The sequence below is a fragment of the Caulobacter sp. SL161 genome (assembly GCF_026672375.1).
Classification (GTDB): Bacteria; Pseudomonadota; Alphaproteobacteria; order Caulobacterales; family Caulobacteraceae; genus Caulobacter.
On record NZ_JAPPRA010000001.1, the window covers coordinates 1,313,806 to 1,332,340 of the forward strand.

Here is an 18,535-nt window from a genome sequence, read left to right on the forward strand (position 1 = left end):
TGTTAGCAGTCGCTCCCTCCGAGTGCTAACGACGCTGGTGAGTTAGGCGCCGGCCCTCGGGGAGTCAAGGACGCGGGCCGCGAAGTTTTTTCGACGCGCCCGATCCGGGGGCTCCTGTGCGGCGGACTTGAGGGCGCCCGCACTTCGCCGAAGTCACATTTAGGATTACTACGACGCGTCGCCACCAGAACAGCCGGGCGGCAAGATCGGTGGGTTCGCCGGGCGGGCGCGCCAAGCTAAGGAGACCCGATGTCGAGCTACGTCCTGTCGCTGCTTCTGGCCGTCATCGCCTGCGTCATCGGCGGTACGCTGGGCGGCATGATCCTGGCCCGGCCGGCCACGCTGCTGGAGGCTGCGGGCCTGTCCGACGACGACACGCCTAAGCCCCCGCTGTTCGCCGAGGGCCGCGCTCTCGGCGGGGTGCTGATCGCCTCGCATGGTGTGGCGGCGCTCTATCTCGGCTATCAGCCGAGGATCGGCGCGGCCATGGCCCTGGCCCTGGCGCTGGCCTGGCTGGGCGCGGCGGCCGGGCGGGCGGTGTCCTTGGTCCTGGACGGCGACGCCGGGCGCTATAATCGCGGCGCGCTGCTGTACAACGCCCTGATCGGCGTGACGCTGACGCTGCCCTCGTTCCAGATCGGCAAGGTCGTGCTGCGCGGCGCGCTGGGCCTGGCCTAAAGCGCCCCTTCATGCGTCAGCAACCACCGTTTTCGCTCGATCCCGCCCGCATAGCCGGTGAGGGCGCCATCGGTCCCGATCACCCGGTGGCAGGGCGCGACGAGACTGAGCGGATTGGCCCCGTTGGCCGCGCCGGCCGCGCGGATCGCCAGCGGACGCACGGCGCGGCGGGCCAGCTCTGAATAGGTGATGGTCTGGCCGGCCGGAATCTGGGTCAGCGCCCTCCACACCGCCTGCTGGAACGGCGTGCCGTTGGTGGCCCAGGCGAGGGACGCGAGCGCGGCGAGATCTCCGGCGAAATAGCGCGCGAAGGCGGCTTTGATCGCCGTCGGCGCCGGCCCGGTCTCCAGGGCCAGATCACCATAGTGCAGGCGCGCCAGCCGTCGCATCCGGGGCTCGAAATCGTGGAAGTCGACGGCGCGCAGCAGGCCGGTCTCGTCGGTGACGATCAGCAGGTCGCCGAGCGGCGAGGGCAGGCGGTCGAGAAGGAGGCGGGCGGGGCGGGTCATGGGGCCAAGATCGCCGAGGCGCGCGCGACTGTCCGCCCGGATTTTGCGGCCCGACAAATCCTCCCCCCAGCGGGGGAGGCGGCCGAAGGCCGGAGGGGGAAGTCCTGCTGAACCTGTTTCTTCCCCCTCCGTCGTCTCTTCGAGCCGACACCTCCCCCGTGAGGGGGAGGATTTAGGAGAGGCCTACCGGATCCCCGGCACGTGCAGGGCGGCTTCCTTCTCGGCCTTCTGCTTGTACATCAGGTCGCCGTACTTGCTGTATTCCATGCGGGCGATCGTGCGCTGGTGCACCTCGTCCGGACCGTCGGCCAGGCGCAGGGTGCGGATGCCGGCATAGGCCTTGGCGAGGCCAAAGTCGGTGGTCACGCCGCCGCCGCCGTGGGCCTGGATGGCGTCGTCGATGATCTTGAGGGCCAGGCGCGGGGCCGCGACCTTGATCATCGCGATCTCCAGACGGGCCGACTTGTTGCCGGCCTTGTCCATCATGTCGGCGGCCTTCAGGCACAAGAGGCGGCACATCTCGATGTCGATGCGGGCGTCGGCGACGCGCTCCTCCCACACCGAGTGGTCCGAGACGTACTTGCCGAAGGCTTTGCGGCTCATCAGGCGCTGGCACATCTTTTCCAGCGCGACTTCCGCCGTGCCGATGGTGCGCATGCAGTGGTGGATACGGCCGGGACCGAGGCGCCCCTGGGCGATCTCGAAGCCACGGCCTTCGCCCAGCAGCAGCGACTCTTCGATCGGCACGCGCACGTCCTTAAGGATCACTTCGGCGTGGCCGTGCGGGGCGTCGTCATAGCCGAACACCGGCAGCATGCGGACGATCTCGATGCCCGGTGCGTCCAGCGGCACCAGCACCTGGCTCTGCTGGGCGTGGCGGCTGGCGTTGTCGGGATCGGTCTTGCCCATGACGATGGCGACCTTGCAGCGCGGATCGCCCACGCCCGAGGACCACCACTTGCGGCCGTTGATCACATAGTGGTCGCCGTCGCGCTCGATGCGGGTCTCGATATTGGTGGCGTCCGAGCTGGCCACCGCCGGCTCGGTCATCAGGAAGGCCGAACGGATCTCACCGTTCATCAGCGGGCGCAGCCAGCGCTCTTTCTGCTCCAGCGTGCCGTAGCGCATCAGCACTTCCATGTTGCCGGTGTCGGGCGCCGAGCAGTTGAAGACCTCCGAGGCGAAGCCGACCTTGCCCAGCTGCTCGGCGATCAGGCTGTACTCCAGGTTGGTCAGCTGCACGCCTTCGAACTGGAAGGTGTCGTCGACATGGGTCTGGCCGCTGTGCGGCGGCATGAAGAAGTTCCACAGGCCCGCGGCCTTGGCCTTCTTCTTCAGGTCCTCGACGACCTGAACGACCTTCCAGCGCTCGGCGCCCAGGACGTTCATCTCGGCCTCATAGGCCGGGATCGCCGGATAGACGTGCTCGTCCATGAACGCGGTGACGCGATCCAGGAACGCGCGTTGCTTGGGGGAAATGTCGAAGTCCATGGCCGTTCCCTCTACCCGCTTCTTTCGGTGTCAAACGCTTGTTTGAAGCGTTTGTAGACCGGCCTGACGCGCCGGGCAAGCGGGCAGGACGACCTACGTACAGGCCCGTGCGCGGCTTTCGGTTGTCTTGCCGGCGATCATCGTCGACAACGGCCCCATGCTGAACCTGACCGCCGACATCCTGCAGGGCCGCTACGTCCGGCTCGAGCCCGTCACCGTCGATCACCGCGACGAACTGAAGGCCGCCATCGACTGCGATCCCGCAAGCTGGGAGATCATGTCGGTCAACGGCTGCGGCGAAGGCTTCGAGGACTTCTGGGGCGCGCTGCAGGGCGAGACCGACCGGGGCGAGCGCATCGGCTTTGCGATCCGCCGGCTCGCTGACGGCAAGGTGGTGGGCACGTCCAGCTATCTGAACATCCGGCGTCTGCATGGCGGTTTGGAGATCGGCGCGACCTTCCTCAATCCCGAGGCGCGCTCGGGTCCGGTCAATCCGGAGAGCAAGCGCCTGATGCTGGGCCACGCTTTCGACAAGGCCGGCGCGATCCGGGTGGAGCTGGTCACCGACGTGCGCAACGCCCGCAGCCAGGCGGCGATCCTGAAGCTGGGGGCCAGCAAGGAGGGCGTGCTGCGCAATCACAAGGTCACCTGGACGGGGCATATCCGCGACACGGCGATATTCTCGATCACCGACTATGACTGGCCGGCGATCCGCGAGCGTCTGGAGTTCCGGCTCGGCGAGACCTTCGCCTGACGGCCTGCGTCAATCCGACGCAGGGTCTCGGGTAACAACACTTTTTCAACAAGCGTCACCGTGAATGCCAGGCCATGGCGGGGATGGCGTGTCTACGCATTTGCATCGAACATGGCGCTCGGAGCGTCACGCTTGACGGCGTTACGCCAGCCAAGATCGACAAGGTCGCGTCCGGCTATATCGATGTGAACTGGCGCGCGCCGCGTCGGCACGGGCGCGTGGGCGCCGGCGCCTATGTGCTGATCGATCCCAGCGCCGCCACCCTCGACGGCGAGGAACTGCGCCGGATGGCGGCGGAACTGCAGGTCCACCTGTTCGGCACCCAAGGCCAGCAGGACCTGTGCATGTTGACCTTCGAGGGTGACGAGGAGCAGGTCCTCAAGTTCACCACGCTGCCTGAAGAAGAACTTCTGGCGATGCGCAGCGGCGGCGAGCCGCCCCCGCCGGAGGGCCGCACGCGTCTGGTCAGCCAGGACGGCGTGCGCGAGCTCGCGCCCTGGGGCTCGACCCCGCGCGTGTCGGCCCAGCAGGCCAAGGCCGAGGATGCGGCTCCGGTGCGTCTGGGCTGGCGCGGGGTCTACAGCCTGCCCACCCAGCGCTTCGAAGCCACCCAGATTCAGCCCTTCCAGAAGCCCGGCGAGCCCGAACCCCAGGCCGACGCCGATTTCACCAACCGCGACCTGATCGCGCTGGACCGCGCCGTGGCCGCGCAGGAGGGCGATCCCCGGCTCAGGGCCTGGGTCGGCGTGCGGCTCTGGAGCGTCGCGCGGGGCGGACTGCGCGAGACCTGCGCCGAGCGCTTCGCCGCCATCCCCACGAGCGTGCGCGAGCGGCTGGGGGCCATGGTCTATGACGCGCCGCGCGACCTGCCGTTCTCGACGATCGGACCGCTGCGCGACGTGGTGCAGCCGCATTTTGCGCGCGTGGGATTGTCCGTCAACGACCCGGGATTCAACGTCCAGGCCCTGCCCGAGGCCCTCGCGTTCTGCGTGATCTTCCAGTTGCCGGAAGAGGACGAGAAGGCGCGGCTGCTCAAGGCGCACCGCTTCCTGTCGGCCCGCAGCCAGTATGTCGGGCGGAAGGTGCGGATGGGTCTGGGCGGCGTGAAGGCTCCGCGCGAGCTGGAGCTCGCCCACAAGATGGGCGCGCACATCGTCAAGGGGCCGCTGATCAGCGCGCTTTTCGCCACGCCGGTCGCCGAGCAGGCCTTGCCGCTGACCGAGCTGCCGCTGCGCACCTGATACGTCGTCCGAGACGTTTAGCCGCAAGGCGCGCAAATACCCCTCCGCCCTAACGATTTGTCGAGGAATGGTGGCGCATGCTTCACGCATGACGGCCATCGCCTGCCTTCGCATCCTGTTCACCGCCGACGCCGACATGCGCGCGGGCGACATGCCCAAGCACAAGGCTCAGGGCGTGGCGGACGCGTTTCTGAAGGCCAAATGGCGCAAGCCCCGCAAGTGCGGCGCCGTCGCCCCGCTGGCCTTCGTGCTGGCCGACCACCGCGCCACCGAACTGGACCCCACCGAGGTTCAAGGCCTGGCGGTGGAGCTGGAACATGTCCTGTTCCCCAACCGTCCGATCGGCCAGATCGCCCTGATGACCTTCGAGGGCGACGAGACGGCGGTTTTGCATTTCTCAGCGCTGTCGCAAAAGGAACTGGCCAGCCTGATGGCCGGCGAAGGCTATGGCGGCGAGCCCGGCCGCGTGCATGTGGTCACCGCCGACGCGATCAAGCCGATGCCGGTCACGCGCGAGGAAGCCAAGGTCTATGCGGCCGAGAAGGCCAAGGCCGCCGAAGCGGAAAAGCCGGTCGCCGCTGCGGCCGCGCCCGCGCCGGTCCAGGCCGCGGCGCCCAGCCCCGCCAAGTCCGAGCCGGCTACGGCGCCGGCCCCGACCCCGGTCGCCGCCAAGGTGGTCAGCCCGCAGAAGCCCGCCGACACCGGCTGGTGGGGCGTCTATGACCTGTCCCAGGGCGCCTTTGTCGGGTCGAGCATCGCCATGCGCGCCGATCTGGTCGGGCCGCCGCCCGAGGACGACGCCAAGCTGCTCAAGCGCGATCTCGTGGCCCTGACCGACGTCCAGGCGGCGCTGAAGACCGCGTCCTTCGGAGAAATCCAGGTCTCGTTCGGTTTCTGGAACCTTATCACGCCCGCCTCGCAGGAGTCGTACAAGGCCCGCCTGTCGCGCTATCCGCTGGACGCGCGTCCCCGGCTGACCGCCTCGATCTATGGCGCGCCGCGCGAGGCCTCGATCGGCATGCTGCAGCAGATGCGCGCGCAGCTGTCGGGCGCCTTCGCGGCCATGGACCTGCGGATCACCGACCCGACCTTCCCGGTCCAGGGGCTGCCGCCCGAACTGCTGGAGAGCGTCACCCTGGTGCTGTCGGGCGAGACCGAGCATGAGCGCCTCAAGCAGATCCTCAAGTTCGTCGAGCGCAAGTCCGCCTACGCCGCCAAGGGCGTGATGCAGTGCGTGGCCAATGTCACCTCGGCGGTGGAGCTGGAGGCCTGCAAGGCCGCCGGGGTCGTCCGCGTGCAGGGACCGGCCGTAACCGACCTGATGGACAATCCTGTCGCGGCGGCCGACGGCGCGCCGCTGGCCCTGGCCAAGAGCGCGGCCTGACCGCTCACACTTAAACCTAACGCGCTCTGAAACCCGCCGCTTGACCCTCACGCCACGTCAGACCTGATGGCTCTCGTCATCGAGAGGGAAGGTCGATTTGAGCGTCTATACGGTCAAACAGATGGCGAGGCTGTCGGGTGTTTCGGTGCGTGCGCTGCACCACTATGACGCCATCGGCCTGCTGAAGCCCCGCGCCGTCGGGGCCAACGGCTATCGCTATTATGATCGCCAGGACCTGCTGCGCCTGCAGCAGATCCTGTTCCATCGCGCCCTGGAAACGCCGCTGAAGGACATCCAGGCCGCCTTGGACCAGCCGGGGTTCGACCTGACCGCCGCCCTGCGGGCCCAAAGGGTTCGCCTGGCGGCGGAGGCCGAGCGCTACGCCCGGCTGGTGGACGTCGTCGACCGCACCCTCGCCGACCTCGAAGGAGACGAGACGATGGATGACAAGATGCTTTTCGAAGGCTTCGACCCCAAGAAACAGGCGGGATACGAGGCTGAACTGGTCGAACGCTATGGCGAGCCGATGGCTGAGCGCATCGCGCAGTCCAAGGCCGGCATGAAGGCCTGGGGCAAGACGGACTGGTCCCAGTTCCAGGAAGAGGCCAAGGCCATCGAGCACGATCTGGCCAAGGCCCTGACCCAGGGCCTGCCGGTCGACAGCGCGCCGGTGACGGCGATCATGCGCCGGCACTGGGCGTGGATCGGCAAGTCCTGGAACCGCGAACCGACGCCGGACGCCTTTGCGGGGCTGGCGCACCTCTACCAGGACAACCCCGAATTCACCGCCCGCTACGAGGCGATCGCGCCGGGCCTGACCGAATACTTCGCCGAGGCCATGCGGGCGTTCGCGCGGGGGCGGTGAGGCGCACCTGAGCGCCCCCTCCGTCACGCGGCTGCGCCGCGCGCCTCCTCCCCGTTTCACGGGTGAGGAGGCCACTGCAGCCCTCCTGCCCCGCTTGCGGGGGAGGTGGATCGACGCGAAGCGGCGAGACGGAGGGGGCGCTCTGGCCTCACCGCCGCCCGAACAGCTTCTCGATATCCGCGAGCTTCAGCTCCACATAGGTCGGGCGGCCGTGGTTGCACTGGCCCGAGTGGGGCGTGGCCTCCATCTCGCGGAGCAGGGCGTTCATCTCGGCGCCGTTCAGCCTGCGGCCGGCGCGGACGCTGCCGTGGCAGGCCATGGTCGAGCAGACCTCTTCCAGCCGCTCCTTCAGCGCCAGGGCCTGGCCGTTCTCGGCCAGATCATCGGCGATGTCGCGCACCAGGGCCGCGGCGTCGGTCTTGCCCAGCAGGGCGGGGGTCTCGCGCACCAGCACCGCGCCGGGGCCGAAGCTTTCGATGACGAGGCCAAGACTGGCCAGCTCCTCGGCGCGGGCGACGACGCGCTCGGCCTCGGCGGGATCAAGGTCCACCACCTCGGGCAGCAGCAGGGTCTGGCGGGTCACACCGCCGGACGCCATCTCGCCCTTCATCCGCTCATAGACGAGGCGTTCGTGGGCCGCATGCTGGTCGACAATGACCATGCCGTCGCGGGTCTGGGCGACGATATAGGTCTCGTGAACCTGGGCCCGCGCGGCGCCGAGCGGGTAGTCGACCGGGTCGAACGGGGTGGTTGCGCTGGTATAATCCGTAAGCGGATTATCTTCGAAAGCCGCCGACGCATAGGCCTCTCGCACCACGCCGGCGAGATCGCCGCCGTAGCTGGGCTCGACCCGCGCCGAGACCTCATTCAGGCCCGGCAAGTCCATCGGGCGCTGCGTCGGCGGGGTCCAGCCACCCTCGCGCCAGGCCGAGAAGCCGGCGGGGGAGGGGCCCGGCTGATACTGCGGCTGGTAGCCGGGGAACGGGCTTTGCTGGGCGCGGATGCTGTCCAGGGCCTGGGCCGCGACCGTGGTCGAGGCCCGGTGACCGGCGCCGGCCAGGGCGTGGCGCAGGGCGCCGACGATCAGGCCGCGCACCAGGGCCGGATCGCGGAACCGCACCTCGGCCTTGGCCGGGTGGACATTGACGTCGACCTCGGTCGGCTCCAGCGTCACATAGAGGGCCGCCGTCGGATGGCGGTCCCGCGCCAGGAAATCTGCATAGGCCGCGCGCAGGGCCCCTTGCAGCAGCCGGTCGCGCACCGGCCTGCCGTTGACGAACAGGTACTGGTGGGCCGCATTGCCGCGGTTGTAGGTCGGCAGGCCTGCAAAGCCCGACAGCCGCACGCCGTCGCGGGTCTGGTCGATCTCCAGGGCGTTCTCCTGGAACTCGCGGCCCAGCACGGCGGCGAGGCGCGCCAGACGTCCCTGCGGTCCCGGATGCTCAGGCGGCAGGCGCAGCACCCGGCGGCCGTCGAGGTCCAGCGAGAAGCCGACGCTCTCATTGGCCATGGCCTGACGCTTGATCTCTTCGGTGATCGCCAGGGCCTCGGCGCGCTCGGACTTCATGAACTTCAGGCGCGCCGGCGTGGCGTAGAAGAGATCCCGCACCTCGATCCGCGCGCCGTGCGGGCCGGGGAAGGCGGCGGGCGCCACCTCGCCGACCTGGCCGCCCTCGACCAGGATCGAGAAGGCGTCTTTGGCCCCCTTGGCGCGCGAGGAAATCTGCAGCCGCGCCACCGAGCCGATCGACGGCAGGGCCTCGCCCCGAAAGCCCATGGTGTGGATGCGCAGCAGGTCCCACAGGCCGTCCTCGTCCGGCGCCAGCTTGGAGGTGGCGTGGCGCTCGATGGCCACCGGCAGCTCCTCGGGCGACAGGCCACAGCCGTCGTCGGCGACGAGAATCCGGGTCAGGCCGCCGCCATGGGCCTCGACCTCGATCCGCGTGGCGCCCGCGTCGATGGCGTTGTCCACGAGTTCCTTGATGGCGCTGGCCGGCCGCTCGACCACCTCGCCGGCGGCGATGCGGTTGACGGTCTCGGGCGGCAGGCGGCGGATGGGCATCAAGCGGACTTTCACGGGGCGCGCCGGGGTCCGCAGGTGGGGCGGGGCCGCCGACATTGCAACTCCTTAAGTTGACCAGGCGAACAGCGATCGGCCAACCAAGCAGGGAGGGATGACATTAGTGCGATTCCGCGCGCCTTCGAGGAACCGAAAGATCGTGACCCTGACCCGTTTCGCCGCCGCCGGCCTGGCGCTTTCGTTGCTCTGTGGCGGTTCCGCCCTGGCCCAGGTTCAGGGCAAGAACGAGGTGTCCATCCACCAGACCAAGCCGGTGGACCTGACCCCCGTCGACAGCCAGGCCAACCTCGTGGAGGAGCTGATCGTCAACGCGCGCCTGCCGGGCCCGGCCTGGTGGAAGGTCAGCGACGGCGACACCAATGTCTATGTGATGGGCGTGCCGGCCTTCGCGCCGCAGAAGCTGGACTTCGACGACTCGGTGCTGCGTCGCCGCCTGGACGGGGCCAATGTGCTGATCATGGGCCAGGAGCCCGAGGTGCGGCTGCTGAGCCTGCTGGCCTTGATCCCCGGTCGCGGCAAGCAGTTCATCACGGACAAGCCGATGCGCGACACCCTGCCGCCGGACCTGCGCGCGCGGCTGGAGAAGCATCTGACCGCGCGGAGCAAGCCGGTCAGCGAGCACGACCAGATCAAGCCGGCCCTGGCGGGCTTCATCATCGCCAACGACAAGGGCGGCGGCGTCTCGATCACCATCGGCGACCTGACCGACCGCATCCAGAAGCTGGCCAAGAGCAAGGACATCGCCGTCCAGCCACGCATCAAGAAGCTGGACGACTACGACCTGATCGGCATGGTCAAGTCACTGGGCGAAGCGCCCCAGCCGCTGCAGGAGCTGTGCCTGGACGCGGGTCTGAAGGAGGTCGAGAACGGCCTGGCGGGCTTGCGCGAGACCGCCGACCAGTGGGCCGAGGGGCAGGTGCGCGCGGTGGTTTCGGCCGAGCGCGGCTATCAGCGGTGCCTGGCCTCCACGCCTTGGATCGCCCGCCAGTTCAAGGACGGCCAGGACGAGGCGGTCGGCGCCATCACCCAGGCCCTGAAGAAGCCCGGCAAGGCCGTGGCGGTGATCGAGCTGCGCGCGCTGCTGACCCAGGACGGGGTGCTGGACCGCCTGCGGGCCAAGGGCTTCACCGTCACGGCGCCTGAATAAGGTCAAGCTTCCGCCACGCCGCGCGACCAGGATCGCGCGGCGTTCACAGGGGGATCAACATGCGCGCGATCTGGGCCGCCGTGGCCATGAGTCTCACCGTCGCCGGCGGGGCCGCCGCCCAGGTGATGGACGACCCGGAGGCCAATCTCGTCGAGGCCCTGGTGGTCAGCGCCAAGCTGCCGGGTCCGGCCTGGTGGCGGATCTCCGACGCCGACACGACGGTCTATATCCTGGGCACGCCCGGCTCGACGCCCAAGAGCATGGCCTGGGACAGCTCGGTGGTCGACCGCCGGCTGAAGGGGGCGTTCACCCTGCTGACCCCGCCGACCTTCAGCGCCGGCGTCACCGACATCCCGGCGCTGCTGCTTCTGCGGCGCAAGCTGAAGGGCGACGAGGCCTGGGCCGCAGCCGATCCGGCCCTGGCCGCCCGCGTCCAGCGCGCCTGGACGGCGGTGGAGCCCAAGGACCCCGATGGCTGGCGCGACTGGAAACCTCTGGCGCTGGGCCCGCTGATCGCCAGCAAGACCAACCGCAAGGCCGGGCTGGAGTACGGCCAGGTCAGCCGCCGCATCGAGAAACTGGCGCGCAAGCACCGGGTCAAGGTCCGGGTCGTCGAACGCTACAAGGCCATGCCCCTGCTCAAGACCGTCGCGCGCAAGACCGATGACGCGGCCGGGCTGGCCTGTCTGACCGAGACGCTGGACACCGTCGAACAGGGCCAGGACCGCTATCGCGTCGCCGCCCAGGCCTGGGCCGAGGGCCGGGTCCGTGCGGCCCTGGCCGCGCCGCGCAGCACCGATCGCTGCCAGTACCTGCTGCCCGGCGTCGCCGAGATGAGCCAGCGTCTGAAGAACGCCGAGGTCGAGGCCCTGGCCGACCTCCTCAAGACCCCCGGCCACGCGGTGGCGATCTATCCGATCCGCGGCCTCGTCGCGCAGGACGGCGTGCTGGACCAGCTTCGCGCGCGCGGGATCACGGTGCGGACGCCGGGGGACGGGTAGGGGGGAGACGCTCCCTCCGTCTCTGCGCTTCGCGCCGATCCACCTCCCCCGCAAGCGGGGCAGGAGGGCTACCGCGTCCTCCTCCCCCGTGACCCGCCAGGGTGGCGAAGCCAAACGGGGGAGGTGTCGCGATGCGAATCATCGTGACGGAGGGGGCGCTTGGAGCGTCCAACGAAAACGGCCCGGAACCGCAAGGTTCCGGGCCGTTTCGATTCGGTAGGCGTCCGGCCGTTACAGGCCCGGCAGCTTGATGCCGGTCTTCTTGTCGCGGCTGATCACCACGCCGCCCTTGCCGACCAGGGTCTTCAGGCGGGCCTCTTCGGCGGCGGCGTCGATTTCCAGCGGCGCGTTGGCGCCGGCCTCGGCGGCCGCGGCGACGTTGGTCTTGGCCTCGCCCTTCTTCCAGAACATCACCTTGCTGGCGAAGCTCTCGTCCTTGTGGGCCAGGTCGCCGTTTTCGTCGTCGACGACAAAGCGGATCAGCGGGTCAGCCTTGTCGCTGCCGGCGCGGGCGACCAGCAGGCGCTCGCCTTCCGAACGGCCGGCGGCGGCGTTCTGGCCGATCAGCGCGGCGCGGGCGGCGCTTTCGGGCTGCAGTTCCTGCGGGCGCGGCTCGCCGGGCGCCGGCGGGCGCAGGGCGTAGTCCGGCGGAACCACCAGCGGGGCCTTGCTGACCACGCGGAATTCGTCGGGGACGACCTTGTCCATCCCCAGGGCCTTCTTGGTCGAGGTGCAGCCGGCCAGGCCGATCGCGGCCACGGCGGTCAGGGCGCTAATCGCGGCGACCCGGTTGAAACTCATCAAACCATGCTCCAGCAGGCCGACCCCCGGCCCAAAAAATCGGACGCTCTCGATACGACATCCTCGCGCGGGCGCCAATGTCCCACGCGATTGCGGCGGCAATCGGCCAAAACTACTCGGTCTGATGCGACAGTTTGTTCTCTTCCGACAGGAAGCTGTCGAGCAGCAGCAGGGCCACGCCCACCGAGATCCCCGAGTCGGCGATATTGAACACCCAGGGGAAATAGAGGCGCGAGACGTCGATGAAGTCGACGACATAGCCGTAGATCACCCGGTCGATCAGGTTGTTGCCGATCGCCCCGCCGATGATCAGCCCGATCCCCACCGCCAGCAGCGGCCTCGTCGCCTTGTGGACCCAGACGGCGAGGCCGATCACCACCAGGATCGAAAAGCCGATCAACAGCCAGCGGCCCCAGTCGCTGTCGCGCAGCAGGCCAAAGCTCATGCCGTAGTTATGGACCATGGTCAGGTGGATCGGCCCCAGCAGCGGCAGGCTCGCGCCTGGCTCACGGCCCAGCAGGCCCAGGATCCACAGCTTGGAGAGTTGGTCCAGCACCACCGTGACGGCGGCGATGGCGTAGGCGATCCAGCCTTGGCGGGTGATGGAAGTCATTCAGCTACCTAAGCCGTCCCCGATCAATCTGTCATCCCGGCCGAAGAGCCGGGACCGCCGCAAGCGCCGCGTTTCCGGCGGTCCCGGATCGGTCCTGCGGACCGTCCGGGATGACAGGTTTGCTTAAGCGCGCCGCGCGTCCCAGTAGGCCACGGCGTCGGCGTCGCGAAGGCTCAGTTCCGGATAGCGCGGATCGGATCCGACCTCCGGCAGGATGCGCCACGAGCGGGCGCACTTGGCGCCTTCGGCCTTGTTGGGATCGACCGACACGCCCTTGACGTCATCGACGCGGAAGGCGCCGGCGTCGCCGGCCACCAGCGTGGCTGAGGACGTGCGGAACACCTCGGCGGCGTCCAGGCCCTCGAAGGCGGCCAGCAGGTCCTCGTCGGCGACATGCACCACCGGCGCAGCCTCCAGGGCCGAGCCGATGCGCTTTTCGCGGCGTTCGACTTCCAGGGCGCCGGTGACCACCGAGGTCACCGTCTCGACCTTCTCCCAACGCGCCGCCTCGGCGTCGTTGCGCCAGGCGTCGACGCGCGGCGGCATCACCCGCAGCGCCACGGGACCCGCCTCGGGGAAGCGCGTCACCCACGCCTCTTCCATCGTGAAGCTGGCCAGCGGGGCCAGCCAGATGGTCAGGCGGTCGAAGACGTAGTCCAGCACCGTGCGATAGGCGCGGCGCTTCAGGGCGTCGGGGCGGTCGCAATAGAGGCTGTCGCGGCGGACGTCGAAGTACAGCGCCGAGAGATCCCCCTGGCAGAACTCGATCAGCGGGCGGATGACGTCCGAGAAGCGGTAGCTCTCATAGGCCTCGCGCACCTGGCCATCCAGCTCCCACAGGCGGTGCAGGATGTATTTCTCCAGCGGCGGGAACTGGTCGTAGTCGGTGACCCGCTCGGCCTCGTCAAAGCCGGCTAGGGCGCCCAAGAGGTAGCGCATGGTGTTGCGCAGCTTGCGATAGGCGTCGGTCGTGGTGGCCAGGATCGTCTTGCCGATCCGCTGATCCTCCGAATAGTCGACCATGGCCGCCCACAGGCGCAGGATCTCCGCGCCGGACTCCTTGGTGATCGTCTGCGGCTCGACCGTGTTGCCCTTGGACTTGGACATCTTCTCGCCGTTCTCGTCCATGGTGAAGCCATGGGTCAGGACGGCCTTGTAGGGCGCGCGGCCGCGGGTGCCGCAGCCTTCCAGCAGGGACGACTGGAACCAGCCGCGGTGCTGGTCGGAGCCTTCCAGATAGAGGTCGGCCGGCCAGGCGCTGTCAGTGCGGCCTTCGATCGTGAAGGCGTGGGTGCAGCCGCTATCGAACCAGACATCGAGGATGTCGGTGATCTTCTCGTACTGGGCCGGGTCGTGCGCGCCGAGGAAGTCGCTGTCGGGGCGCGTGAACCAGGCGTCGGCGCCGCCCTCGCGGATGGCCGCCAGGATCCGGGCGTTGACCTCGGGGTCGTTCAGCGGATGGCCGGTGTGCTTGTCCACGAACATGGCCAGCGGTGTGCCCCAGTTGCGCTGGCGGCTGATCAGCCAGTCGGGACGGGTCTCGACCATGGCGCCGATGCGGTTGCGGCCGCCGTCGGGATAGAAGGCGGTGTCGGCGATGGCCTGCACGGCCACGTCACGCAGGGTCTTGCCACCCAGGCTGTCCACCGCGTGGTCCATGCGGATGAACCATTGCGGGGTGTTGCGGAAGATCACCGGGGCCTTGGAGCGCCAGCTGTGCGGATAGCTGTGTTCGACCCGGCCGCGCGCCAGCAGGTTGCCGGCCTCGATCAGCTTTTCCATGACCGCGCCGTTGGCGGGGCCGAACTTGCCGACCTTCTTGCCTTCGGTCTCCAGGACCTTCAGGCCAGCGAACAGGGCCACGTGCGGATAGTAGGCGCCATCGGGGTCGACGGTGTCGGGGATCTCGCGGTGACCGTGGGCCAGCCAGACCTGATAGTCGTCGGCGCCGTGGCCCGGCGCGGTGTGGACAAAGCCCGTGCCGGCGTCGTCGGTGACGTGGTCGCCCGCCAGCATCGGCACGGCGAAGCCGTAGTGGCTGTCCAGATCGGCCAGCGGGTGGGCCAGCACCATGCCTTCGCAGTCGACGGCCTCGACCGTCTTCCACGATGCGACCTTGGCGGCCTTGAAGACGTCGGCGGCCAGCTTGTCGGCGATGATCAGGCGATCGCCCGGCTTGGCCCAGGGCTCGAACTCCAGGCCCTCTTCCAACGCGGTGACTTCAAACACGCTGTAGGGGATGTCGGGATTGTACGAGACCGCGCGGTTGGCGGGGATGGTCCACGGGGTGGTGGTCCAGATCACCAGCTTGGCGCCCGTAGCCGCGTCAGAGCCCTGGACGACCGGGAACTTCACCCAGATCGTCGGCGAGACGTGGTCGTGGTACTCGATCTCCGCATCCGCCAGGGCCGTGCGCTCCACGGGGCTCCACATCACGGGCTTGGAGCCGCGATAGAGCTGGCCGGTCGACAGGAACTTGTGGAACTCCTCGACGATCTTGGCTTCCGAGGTGAAGTCCATGGTGGCGTAGCGGTTCCACCAGTCGCCCAGCACGCCCAGGCGCTGGAACTCGGTCTTCTGGGCCTCGATCCAGCCGCCGGCATAGGCGCGGCATTCGCGGCGGAACTCCTCGGCCGGGACCTCGTCCTTGCGGCGGCCCTTGGCGCGGAATTGCTCCTCGATCTTCCACTCGATCGGCAGGCCGTGGCAGTCCCAGCCCGGCACGTAGTCGACGTCGTAGCCCAGCGCGAAGCGCGAGCGGACCACGAAGTCCTTGAGGATCTTGTTCAGCGCGTGGCCGATGTGGATCGCGCCGTTGGCGTAGGGCGGACCGTCGTGGAACACGAACAGCGGCGCGCCGTCGGCCTGGCGCTTGGCGCGCACCGCGCCGTACAGGCCCTTGTCGGAGAGGGCGGCCCAGCCCTCCAGGATTTCCGGCTCCTTCTTGGGCAGGCCCGCGCGCATCGGGAACGGGGTGTCGGGAAGGAAGACGGTTTCGCGATAGTCGCGGGCGGTCGTGGCGTCGTCGGCCATGGGAATGGAATCCGGCTCTGGAAATTTCGGAAGAGGGCGGGAGAACCCGGCGCGCGCTGGAGGATCGTCCGGCGGCGTCACGCCGGGCGGATAATTCGCGACATCTTCCGAATGGAACTCATGGGGTGGGGATAGCAGAGGCGGGACGCGCGCGCAAAGGCTTCGGCGGGGTAAGCAACCCTCCCCCCAGCGGGGGAGGTGGTCGCGAAGCGACCGGAGGGGGAAGTCCTGCTGACCCTGCCTCTTCCCCCTCCGTCGTCCCTGCGGGCCGACACCTCCCCCGCTGGGGGGAGGATTTTCGGCCTGCTTAAGCCCCCGGCTTCCGCAGCCTCGGCGTCACGGTCACCTGCATCAGCCGCGCGTGGCGGATCAGGGTGAACACCGTCGGCTTGCCGATGCTGTGGTTGTCCAGCGCCCGCAGGAGGTCATCGAGGCCGGTCAGCAGCATCTCGCCGGCGGCGATCAGGAGGTCGCCTTCCTTGATGCCGGCCTTGGCCGCCGGGCCGCCGGCGTCGACATGGGCCACATAGACCGCATAGGGCTGGTGGACGCCCGTCGCGCGGGCCAGGGCCGGCGGGATCGGGGCCTGCTGGGCGACGAGGCCGATCGAGCCGCGCCGCACATGGCCATGGGCCAGAAGCTCGCCGATCACGAACTTGGCGGTGTTGGCGGCGACCGCGAAACACAGGCCCTGGTAGCCGGCGATGATCGCCGTGGCGATGCCCACCACCTCGCCGGTCGAGCTGACCAGCGGTCCGCCGCTGTTGCCCGGATTGAGCGCCGCGTCGGTCTGGATCAGGTCTTCGATCAGCCGGCCGCGCTCGGCGCGCAGGGACCGGCCCAGCGCCGAGACGACGCCGGTGGTCACGGTGGCCTCAAAGCCCAGCGGCGCCCCGATGGCGATGACCAGCTGGCCGCGCCGCAGCTTCTTGGAGTCGCCCAGCCGCGCTACGGGAATCTCGACAGCCTGGTCGACCTTGATCAGGGCGAGGTCGGTGTCGGGGTCGTCGCCCACGCAGCGCGCGGTCAGGCTGCGGCCCTCGGCGGTGATGACGATGAAGCGGTTGGCGCCCTGGACCACATGGCTGTTGGTCAGGATCAATCCGCCTTCCGCGATCGCAAAGCCCGAGCCGACGCCAGACATGCGCGGGTCCGCCAGCATCGGATGGATCCGCACCACGCTGGGGCCCACATGCTCGACGGCGCGGACCACGGCGTTGGAATAGGCGTCCAGCAAGTCACCGTCGGGCAGGGCGCAATAGCCACCCTCGACCTCGACCGCCTTGCCGGTGTCGAACACGAATTGCGCGCCGTCCGGATAGGCTAGGATCTCGTGCCGCCGCTGAGCGGCGGGCCGCCGGGCGCGCGCGAAATGATGATACTTGCGACCCTTGAGCATCCGGCCCCCAACCTAGACGTTCATCAAGGTTAACGGCTGGCGCGGCGCGAGGAAAGGGCTTCTCCCGTGGCGGGAGTGGGGGGCTTTTTTGAATCCCTCTCTCTAGGAGAGAGGGAATCCTACCCCTAGAACCCCGGCGCCACGATGGCCCGCGCCGCCTGCTCGTCGCGGCGGATCTGGTCGATCATCAGCTCCAGGCTGTCGAACTTCAGCTCCGGGCGCAGGAAGGCGATCAGTTGGGTCTCGATGATCTGGCCGTAGAGGTCCTCGTCGAAGTCGAACAGCCAGGTTTCCAGCCGGGTCTCGACGAGGCCCGTGGTCGGGTTGTTGCCCAGATTGGCCACGCCGGGCACCTCGCGCCCGTCGGGCAGGCGGGTGCGGGTGGCGTAGACGCCGAGTTTCGGGACCACATAGTCCTCGACCTCGACATTGGCGGTGGGAAAGCCCAGCTGGCGGCCCAGCTGCTGGCCGCGCCGGACCACGCCCTCGATGGCGAACGGACGGCCCAGGATGGCTGCGGCCTGCTCGGGCCGGCCGGCCCGCAGGGCGTCGCGCACGGCGGTCGAGGAGAACTTCTCGCCGCCCGCGCCGGCCACCGGCTCGGCGATCGAGACGCTGAAGCCGTATTCCTCGCCATAGGTCCGCAGCAGGTCGGGACTGCCGCTGCGGCCGCGCCCGAACGAGATGTCGAAGCCGGCGGCCACATGGGTGACGCCCAGCCCCTCGACCAGCACCTTCTCGACGAACTCGCGGTCGCCGTAGCTGGCCATCTCGAAGTCGAACGGCAGCAGGTAGAAGGTGTCGACCCCCAGCCCCGCGAGGGCCCGGGCCTGCTGGGCCTGGGTCATCAGCTTGAAGGCCGGCTCGCTGGGCCGGAACAGGCGGCGCGGATGCGGATCGAAGCTGATCACGCCCAGCGGGGTCTTGCCGGTAAGGGCGGCCTTCGCGGCCTGGGCGATCACCTGCTGGTGGCCGCGATGCACGCCATCGAAATTGCCGAGCGCGACGGACGCGCCACGCGCCTCAGGGGGCAGGTTCTTCCAGGCGTGAACAGTCTTCAGGGGCATCAGGCGGCCTTGCGGGGAACCATGACGACGGCCTCGCCGTCCGCCACCGCCTTGCCGCCCACCAGACAGGTGGTGGCGAGGGTGACGCGGGCCTTGGCTTCGTCGATTTCGGTGATGGTGGCGCGGGCGGTGACCGCGTCGCCGATCTTGACCGGGCGCTTGAAGCGCAGCGATTGGGACAGATAGATCGCACCGGGACCGGGCAGGGTGGTGCCCAGCACCGCCGAGATATAGCCGGCCGACAGCATGCCGTGGGCGATGCGTTCGCCGAAAGGGGTCTTGGCGGCGTAGTCGGCGTCCAGGTGGACGGGATTGTTGTCGCCCGTGACCTCGGCGAAAGCCACGATGTCGGCCTCGCCCACGGTGCGGACCAGTTCGGCCGATTGACCGACGGTCAGCTCTTCCAGGAATTTGCCCTGCATCACGCGTTCCCCTGCGGTTCTTATTGTGCGTTGCACACAGTGTAGCGTTT

Annotated in this window: 16 protein-coding genes and 3 pseudogenes; 8 read left to right on the forward strand and 11 right to left on the reverse strand. The window is 68.9% G+C overall.

Annotation, left to right across the window (positions count from 1 at the left end; genetic code table 11):
* Positions 1 to 249 precede the first annotated feature (249 nt).
* Positions 250 to 678 (forward strand): DUF4345 family protein, encoded by a 429-nt coding sequence (locus tag OVA11_RS06415; protein WP_268066694.1) that lies wholly within the window; start codon positions 250 to 252, stop codon positions 676 to 678.
* Here OVA11_RS06415 and OVA11_RS06420 read toward each other — a convergent pair.
* A pseudogene (locus OVA11_RS06420) lies at positions 675 to 1,295 on the reverse strand (methylated-DNA--[protein]-cysteine S-methyltransferase); the annotation flags it as partial. The gene OVA11_RS06415 and the pseudogene OVA11_RS06420 sit on opposite strands and share 4 nt — an antisense overlap.
* A 75-nt stretch (positions 1,296 to 1,370) precedes the next feature.
* On the reverse strand, positions 1,371 to 2,678 hold the full coding sequence (locus OVA11_RS06430; protein ID WP_268066696.1) for an acyl-CoA dehydrogenase family protein: 1,308 nt from the start codon (positions 2,676 to 2,678) through the stop codon (positions 1,371 to 1,373).
* A gap of 157 nt (positions 2,679 to 2,835) precedes the next feature.
* On the opposite strand from OVA11_RS06430, the gene OVA11_RS06435 reads away from it, so the two are divergent.
* From OVA11_RS06435 to OVA11_RS06450, 4 genes are all read left to right on the forward strand, one after another.
* Positions 2,836 to 3,432 carry a GNAT family N-acetyltransferase gene (locus tag OVA11_RS06435; RefSeq protein ID WP_268068907.1) on the forward strand — a complete coding sequence of 199 codons (597 nt, stop codon included), beginning with the start codon at positions 2,836 to 2,838 and terminating at the stop codon, positions 3,430 to 3,432.
* Positions 3,433 to 3,506: 74 nt separating this feature from the next.
* Positions 3,507 to 4,673: a hypothetical protein gene (locus OVA11_RS06440; protein ID WP_268066697.1), complete on the forward strand. Its 1,167-nt coding sequence runs from the start codon at positions 3,507 to 3,509 to the stop codon at positions 4,671 to 4,673.
* 88 nt (positions 4,674 to 4,761) lie between these two features.
* Positions 4,762 to 6,057, forward strand: coding sequence for a hypothetical protein (locus OVA11_RS06445; RefSeq protein ID WP_268066698.1), 1,296 nt, complete (start codon positions 4,762 to 4,764; stop codon positions 6,055 to 6,057).
* Positions 6,058 to 6,154: 97 nt separating this feature from the next.
* Positions 6,155 to 6,922, forward strand: coding sequence for a MerR family transcriptional regulator (locus tag OVA11_RS06450; RefSeq protein ID WP_268066699.1), 768 nt, complete (start codon positions 6,155 to 6,157; stop codon positions 6,920 to 6,922).
* Between the two features lie 49 nt (positions 6,923 to 6,971).
* On the opposite strand, the pseudogene OVA11_RS06455 reads toward OVA11_RS06450, so the two are convergent.
* Together OVA11_RS06455 and mutL are read right to left on the reverse strand one after the other, a co-directional pair.
* Positions 6,972 to 7,061, reverse strand: a pseudogene (locus OVA11_RS06455) (hypothetical protein); the annotation flags it as partial.
* Between the two features lie 9 nt (positions 7,062 to 7,070).
* A complete protein-coding gene (gene mutL, locus OVA11_RS06460; RefSeq protein ID WP_268066700.1) occupies positions 7,071 to 8,984 on the reverse strand; it encodes a DNA mismatch repair endonuclease MutL in 1,914 nt (637 codons plus the stop codon).
* Between the two features lie 112 nt (positions 8,985 to 9,096).
* Here mutL and OVA11_RS06465 point away from each other — a divergent pair, with 112 nt between their 5' ends.
* Both OVA11_RS06465 and OVA11_RS06470 read left to right on the forward strand, forming a co-directional pair.
* A complete protein-coding gene (locus OVA11_RS06465; RefSeq protein WP_268066701.1) occupies positions 9,097 to 10,149 on the forward strand; it encodes a TraB/GumN family protein in 1,053 nt (350 codons plus the stop codon).
* Between the two features lie 59 nt (positions 10,150 to 10,208).
* The gene (locus OVA11_RS06470) at positions 10,209 to 11,150 is read left to right on the forward strand and encodes a TraB/GumN family protein (RefSeq protein WP_268066702.1); all 942 of its coding nucleotides are present in this window, start codon (positions 10,209 to 10,211) and stop codon (positions 11,148 to 11,150) included.
* A gap of 231 nt (positions 11,151 to 11,381) precedes the next feature.
* Here the strand turns inward: OVA11_RS06470 and OVA11_RS06475 are convergent, their stop codons facing one another.
* The 4 genes from OVA11_RS06475 to OVA11_RS06490 all read right to left on the reverse strand — a co-directional run bounded on the left by OVA11_RS06475 (position 11,382) and on the right by OVA11_RS06490 (position 15,719).
* Positions 11,382 to 11,951, reverse strand: coding sequence for a DUF3035 domain-containing protein (locus OVA11_RS06475; RefSeq protein WP_268066703.1), 570 nt, complete (start codon positions 11,949 to 11,951; stop codon positions 11,382 to 11,384).
* 112 nt (positions 11,952 to 12,063) lie between these two features.
* Positions 12,064 to 12,564 (reverse strand): signal peptidase II, encoded by a 501-nt coding sequence (gene lspA / locus OVA11_RS06480; protein WP_268066704.1) that lies wholly within the window; start codon positions 12,562 to 12,564, stop codon positions 12,064 to 12,066.
* Between the two features lie 123 nt (positions 12,565 to 12,687).
* Positions 12,688 to 15,597 carry an isoleucine--tRNA ligase gene (gene ileS / locus OVA11_RS06485; RefSeq protein ID WP_268066705.1) on the reverse strand — a complete coding sequence of 970 codons (2,910 nt, stop codon included), beginning with the start codon at positions 15,595 to 15,597 and terminating at the stop codon, positions 12,688 to 12,690.
* Between the two features lie 77 nt (positions 15,598 to 15,674).
* Positions 15,675 to 15,719: a hypothetical protein gene (locus tag OVA11_RS06490; protein ID WP_268068909.1), complete on the reverse strand. Its 45-nt coding sequence runs from the start codon at positions 15,717 to 15,719 to the stop codon at positions 15,675 to 15,677.
* Between the two features lie 47 nt (positions 15,720 to 15,766).
* On the opposite strand from OVA11_RS06490, the pseudogene OVA11_RS06495 reads away from it, so the two are divergent.
* Positions 15,767 to 15,893: pseudogene (locus OVA11_RS06495) on the forward strand (NlpC/P60 family protein); the annotation flags it as partial.
* 11 nt (positions 15,894 to 15,904) lie between these two features.
* Here the strand turns inward: OVA11_RS06495 and OVA11_RS06500 are convergent.
* The 3 genes from OVA11_RS06500 to OVA11_RS06510 form a co-directional block, all read right to left on the reverse strand.
* Positions 15,905 to 16,996, reverse strand: coding sequence for a S1C family serine protease (locus OVA11_RS06500; protein ID WP_268066706.1), 1,092 nt, complete (start codon positions 16,994 to 16,996; stop codon positions 15,905 to 15,907).
* A 125-nt stretch (positions 16,997 to 17,121) separates the two neighbouring features.
* Positions 17,122 to 18,063, reverse strand: coding sequence for a bifunctional riboflavin kinase/FAD synthetase (locus tag OVA11_RS06505; RefSeq protein WP_268066707.1), 942 nt, complete (start codon positions 18,061 to 18,063; stop codon positions 17,122 to 17,124).
* A complete protein-coding gene (locus OVA11_RS06510) occupies positions 18,063 to 18,488 on the reverse strand; it encodes a MaoC family dehydratase (protein WP_268066708.1) in 426 nt (141 codons plus the stop codon). The genes OVA11_RS06505 and OVA11_RS06510 overlap by 1 nt, the downstream gene beginning before the upstream one ends.
* Positions 18,489 to 18,535: the final 47 nt, after the last annotated feature.

What these genes read in the sequence shown, in the direction of transcription:
- OVA11_RS06500 (WP_268066706.1), bottom strand. Translation starts at nt 16,996, where the DNA reads ATGCTCAAGGGTCGCAAGTATCATCATTTCGCGCGCGCCCGGCGGCCC.
- OVA11_RS06435 (WP_268068907.1), top strand. Translation starts at nt 2,836, where the DNA reads ATGCTGAACCTGACCGCCGACATCCTGCAGGGCCGCTACGTCCGGCTC.
- OVA11_RS06465 (WP_268066701.1), top strand. Translation starts at nt 9,097, where the DNA reads ATGACATTAGTGCGATTCCGCGCGCCTTCGAGGAACCGAAAGATCGTG.
- OVA11_RS06415 (WP_268066694.1), top strand. Translation starts at nt 250, where the DNA reads ATGTCGAGCTACGTCCTGTCGCTGCTTCTGGCCGTCATCGCCTGCGTC.
- OVA11_RS06470 (WP_268066702.1), top strand. Translation starts at nt 10,209, where the DNA reads ATGCGCGCGATCTGGGCCGCCGTGGCCATGAGTCTCACCGTCGCCGGC.
- OVA11_RS06475 (WP_268066703.1), bottom strand. Translation starts at nt 11,951, where the DNA reads ATGAGTTTCAACCGGGTCGCCGCGATTAGCGCCCTGACCGCCGTGGCC.
- OVA11_RS06505 (WP_268066707.1), bottom strand. Translation starts at nt 18,063, where the DNA reads ATGCCCCTGAAGACTGTTCACGCCTGGAAGAACCTGCCCCCTGAGGCG.
- OVA11_RS06445 (WP_268066698.1), top strand. Translation starts at nt 4,762, where the DNA reads ATGACGGCCATCGCCTGCCTTCGCATCCTGTTCACCGCCGACGCCGAC.
- lspA (WP_268066704.1), bottom strand. Translation starts at nt 12,564, where the DNA reads ATGACTTCCATCACCCGCCAAGGCTGGATCGCCTACGCCATCGCCGCC.
- OVA11_RS06440 (WP_268066697.1), top strand. Translation starts at nt 3,507, where the DNA reads ATGGCGGGGATGGCGTGTCTACGCATTTGCATCGAACATGGCGCTCGG.
- OVA11_RS06430 (WP_268066696.1), bottom strand. Translation starts at nt 2,678, where the DNA reads ATGGACTTCGACATTTCCCCCAAGCAACGCGCGTTCCTGGATCGCGTC.
- mutL (WP_268066700.1), bottom strand. Translation starts at nt 8,984, where the DNA reads ATGCCCATCCGCCGCCTGCCGCCCGAGACCGTCAACCGCATCGCCGCC.
- ileS (WP_268066705.1), bottom strand. Translation starts at nt 15,597, where the DNA reads ATGGCCGACGACGCCACGACCGCCCGCGACTATCGCGAAACCGTCTTC.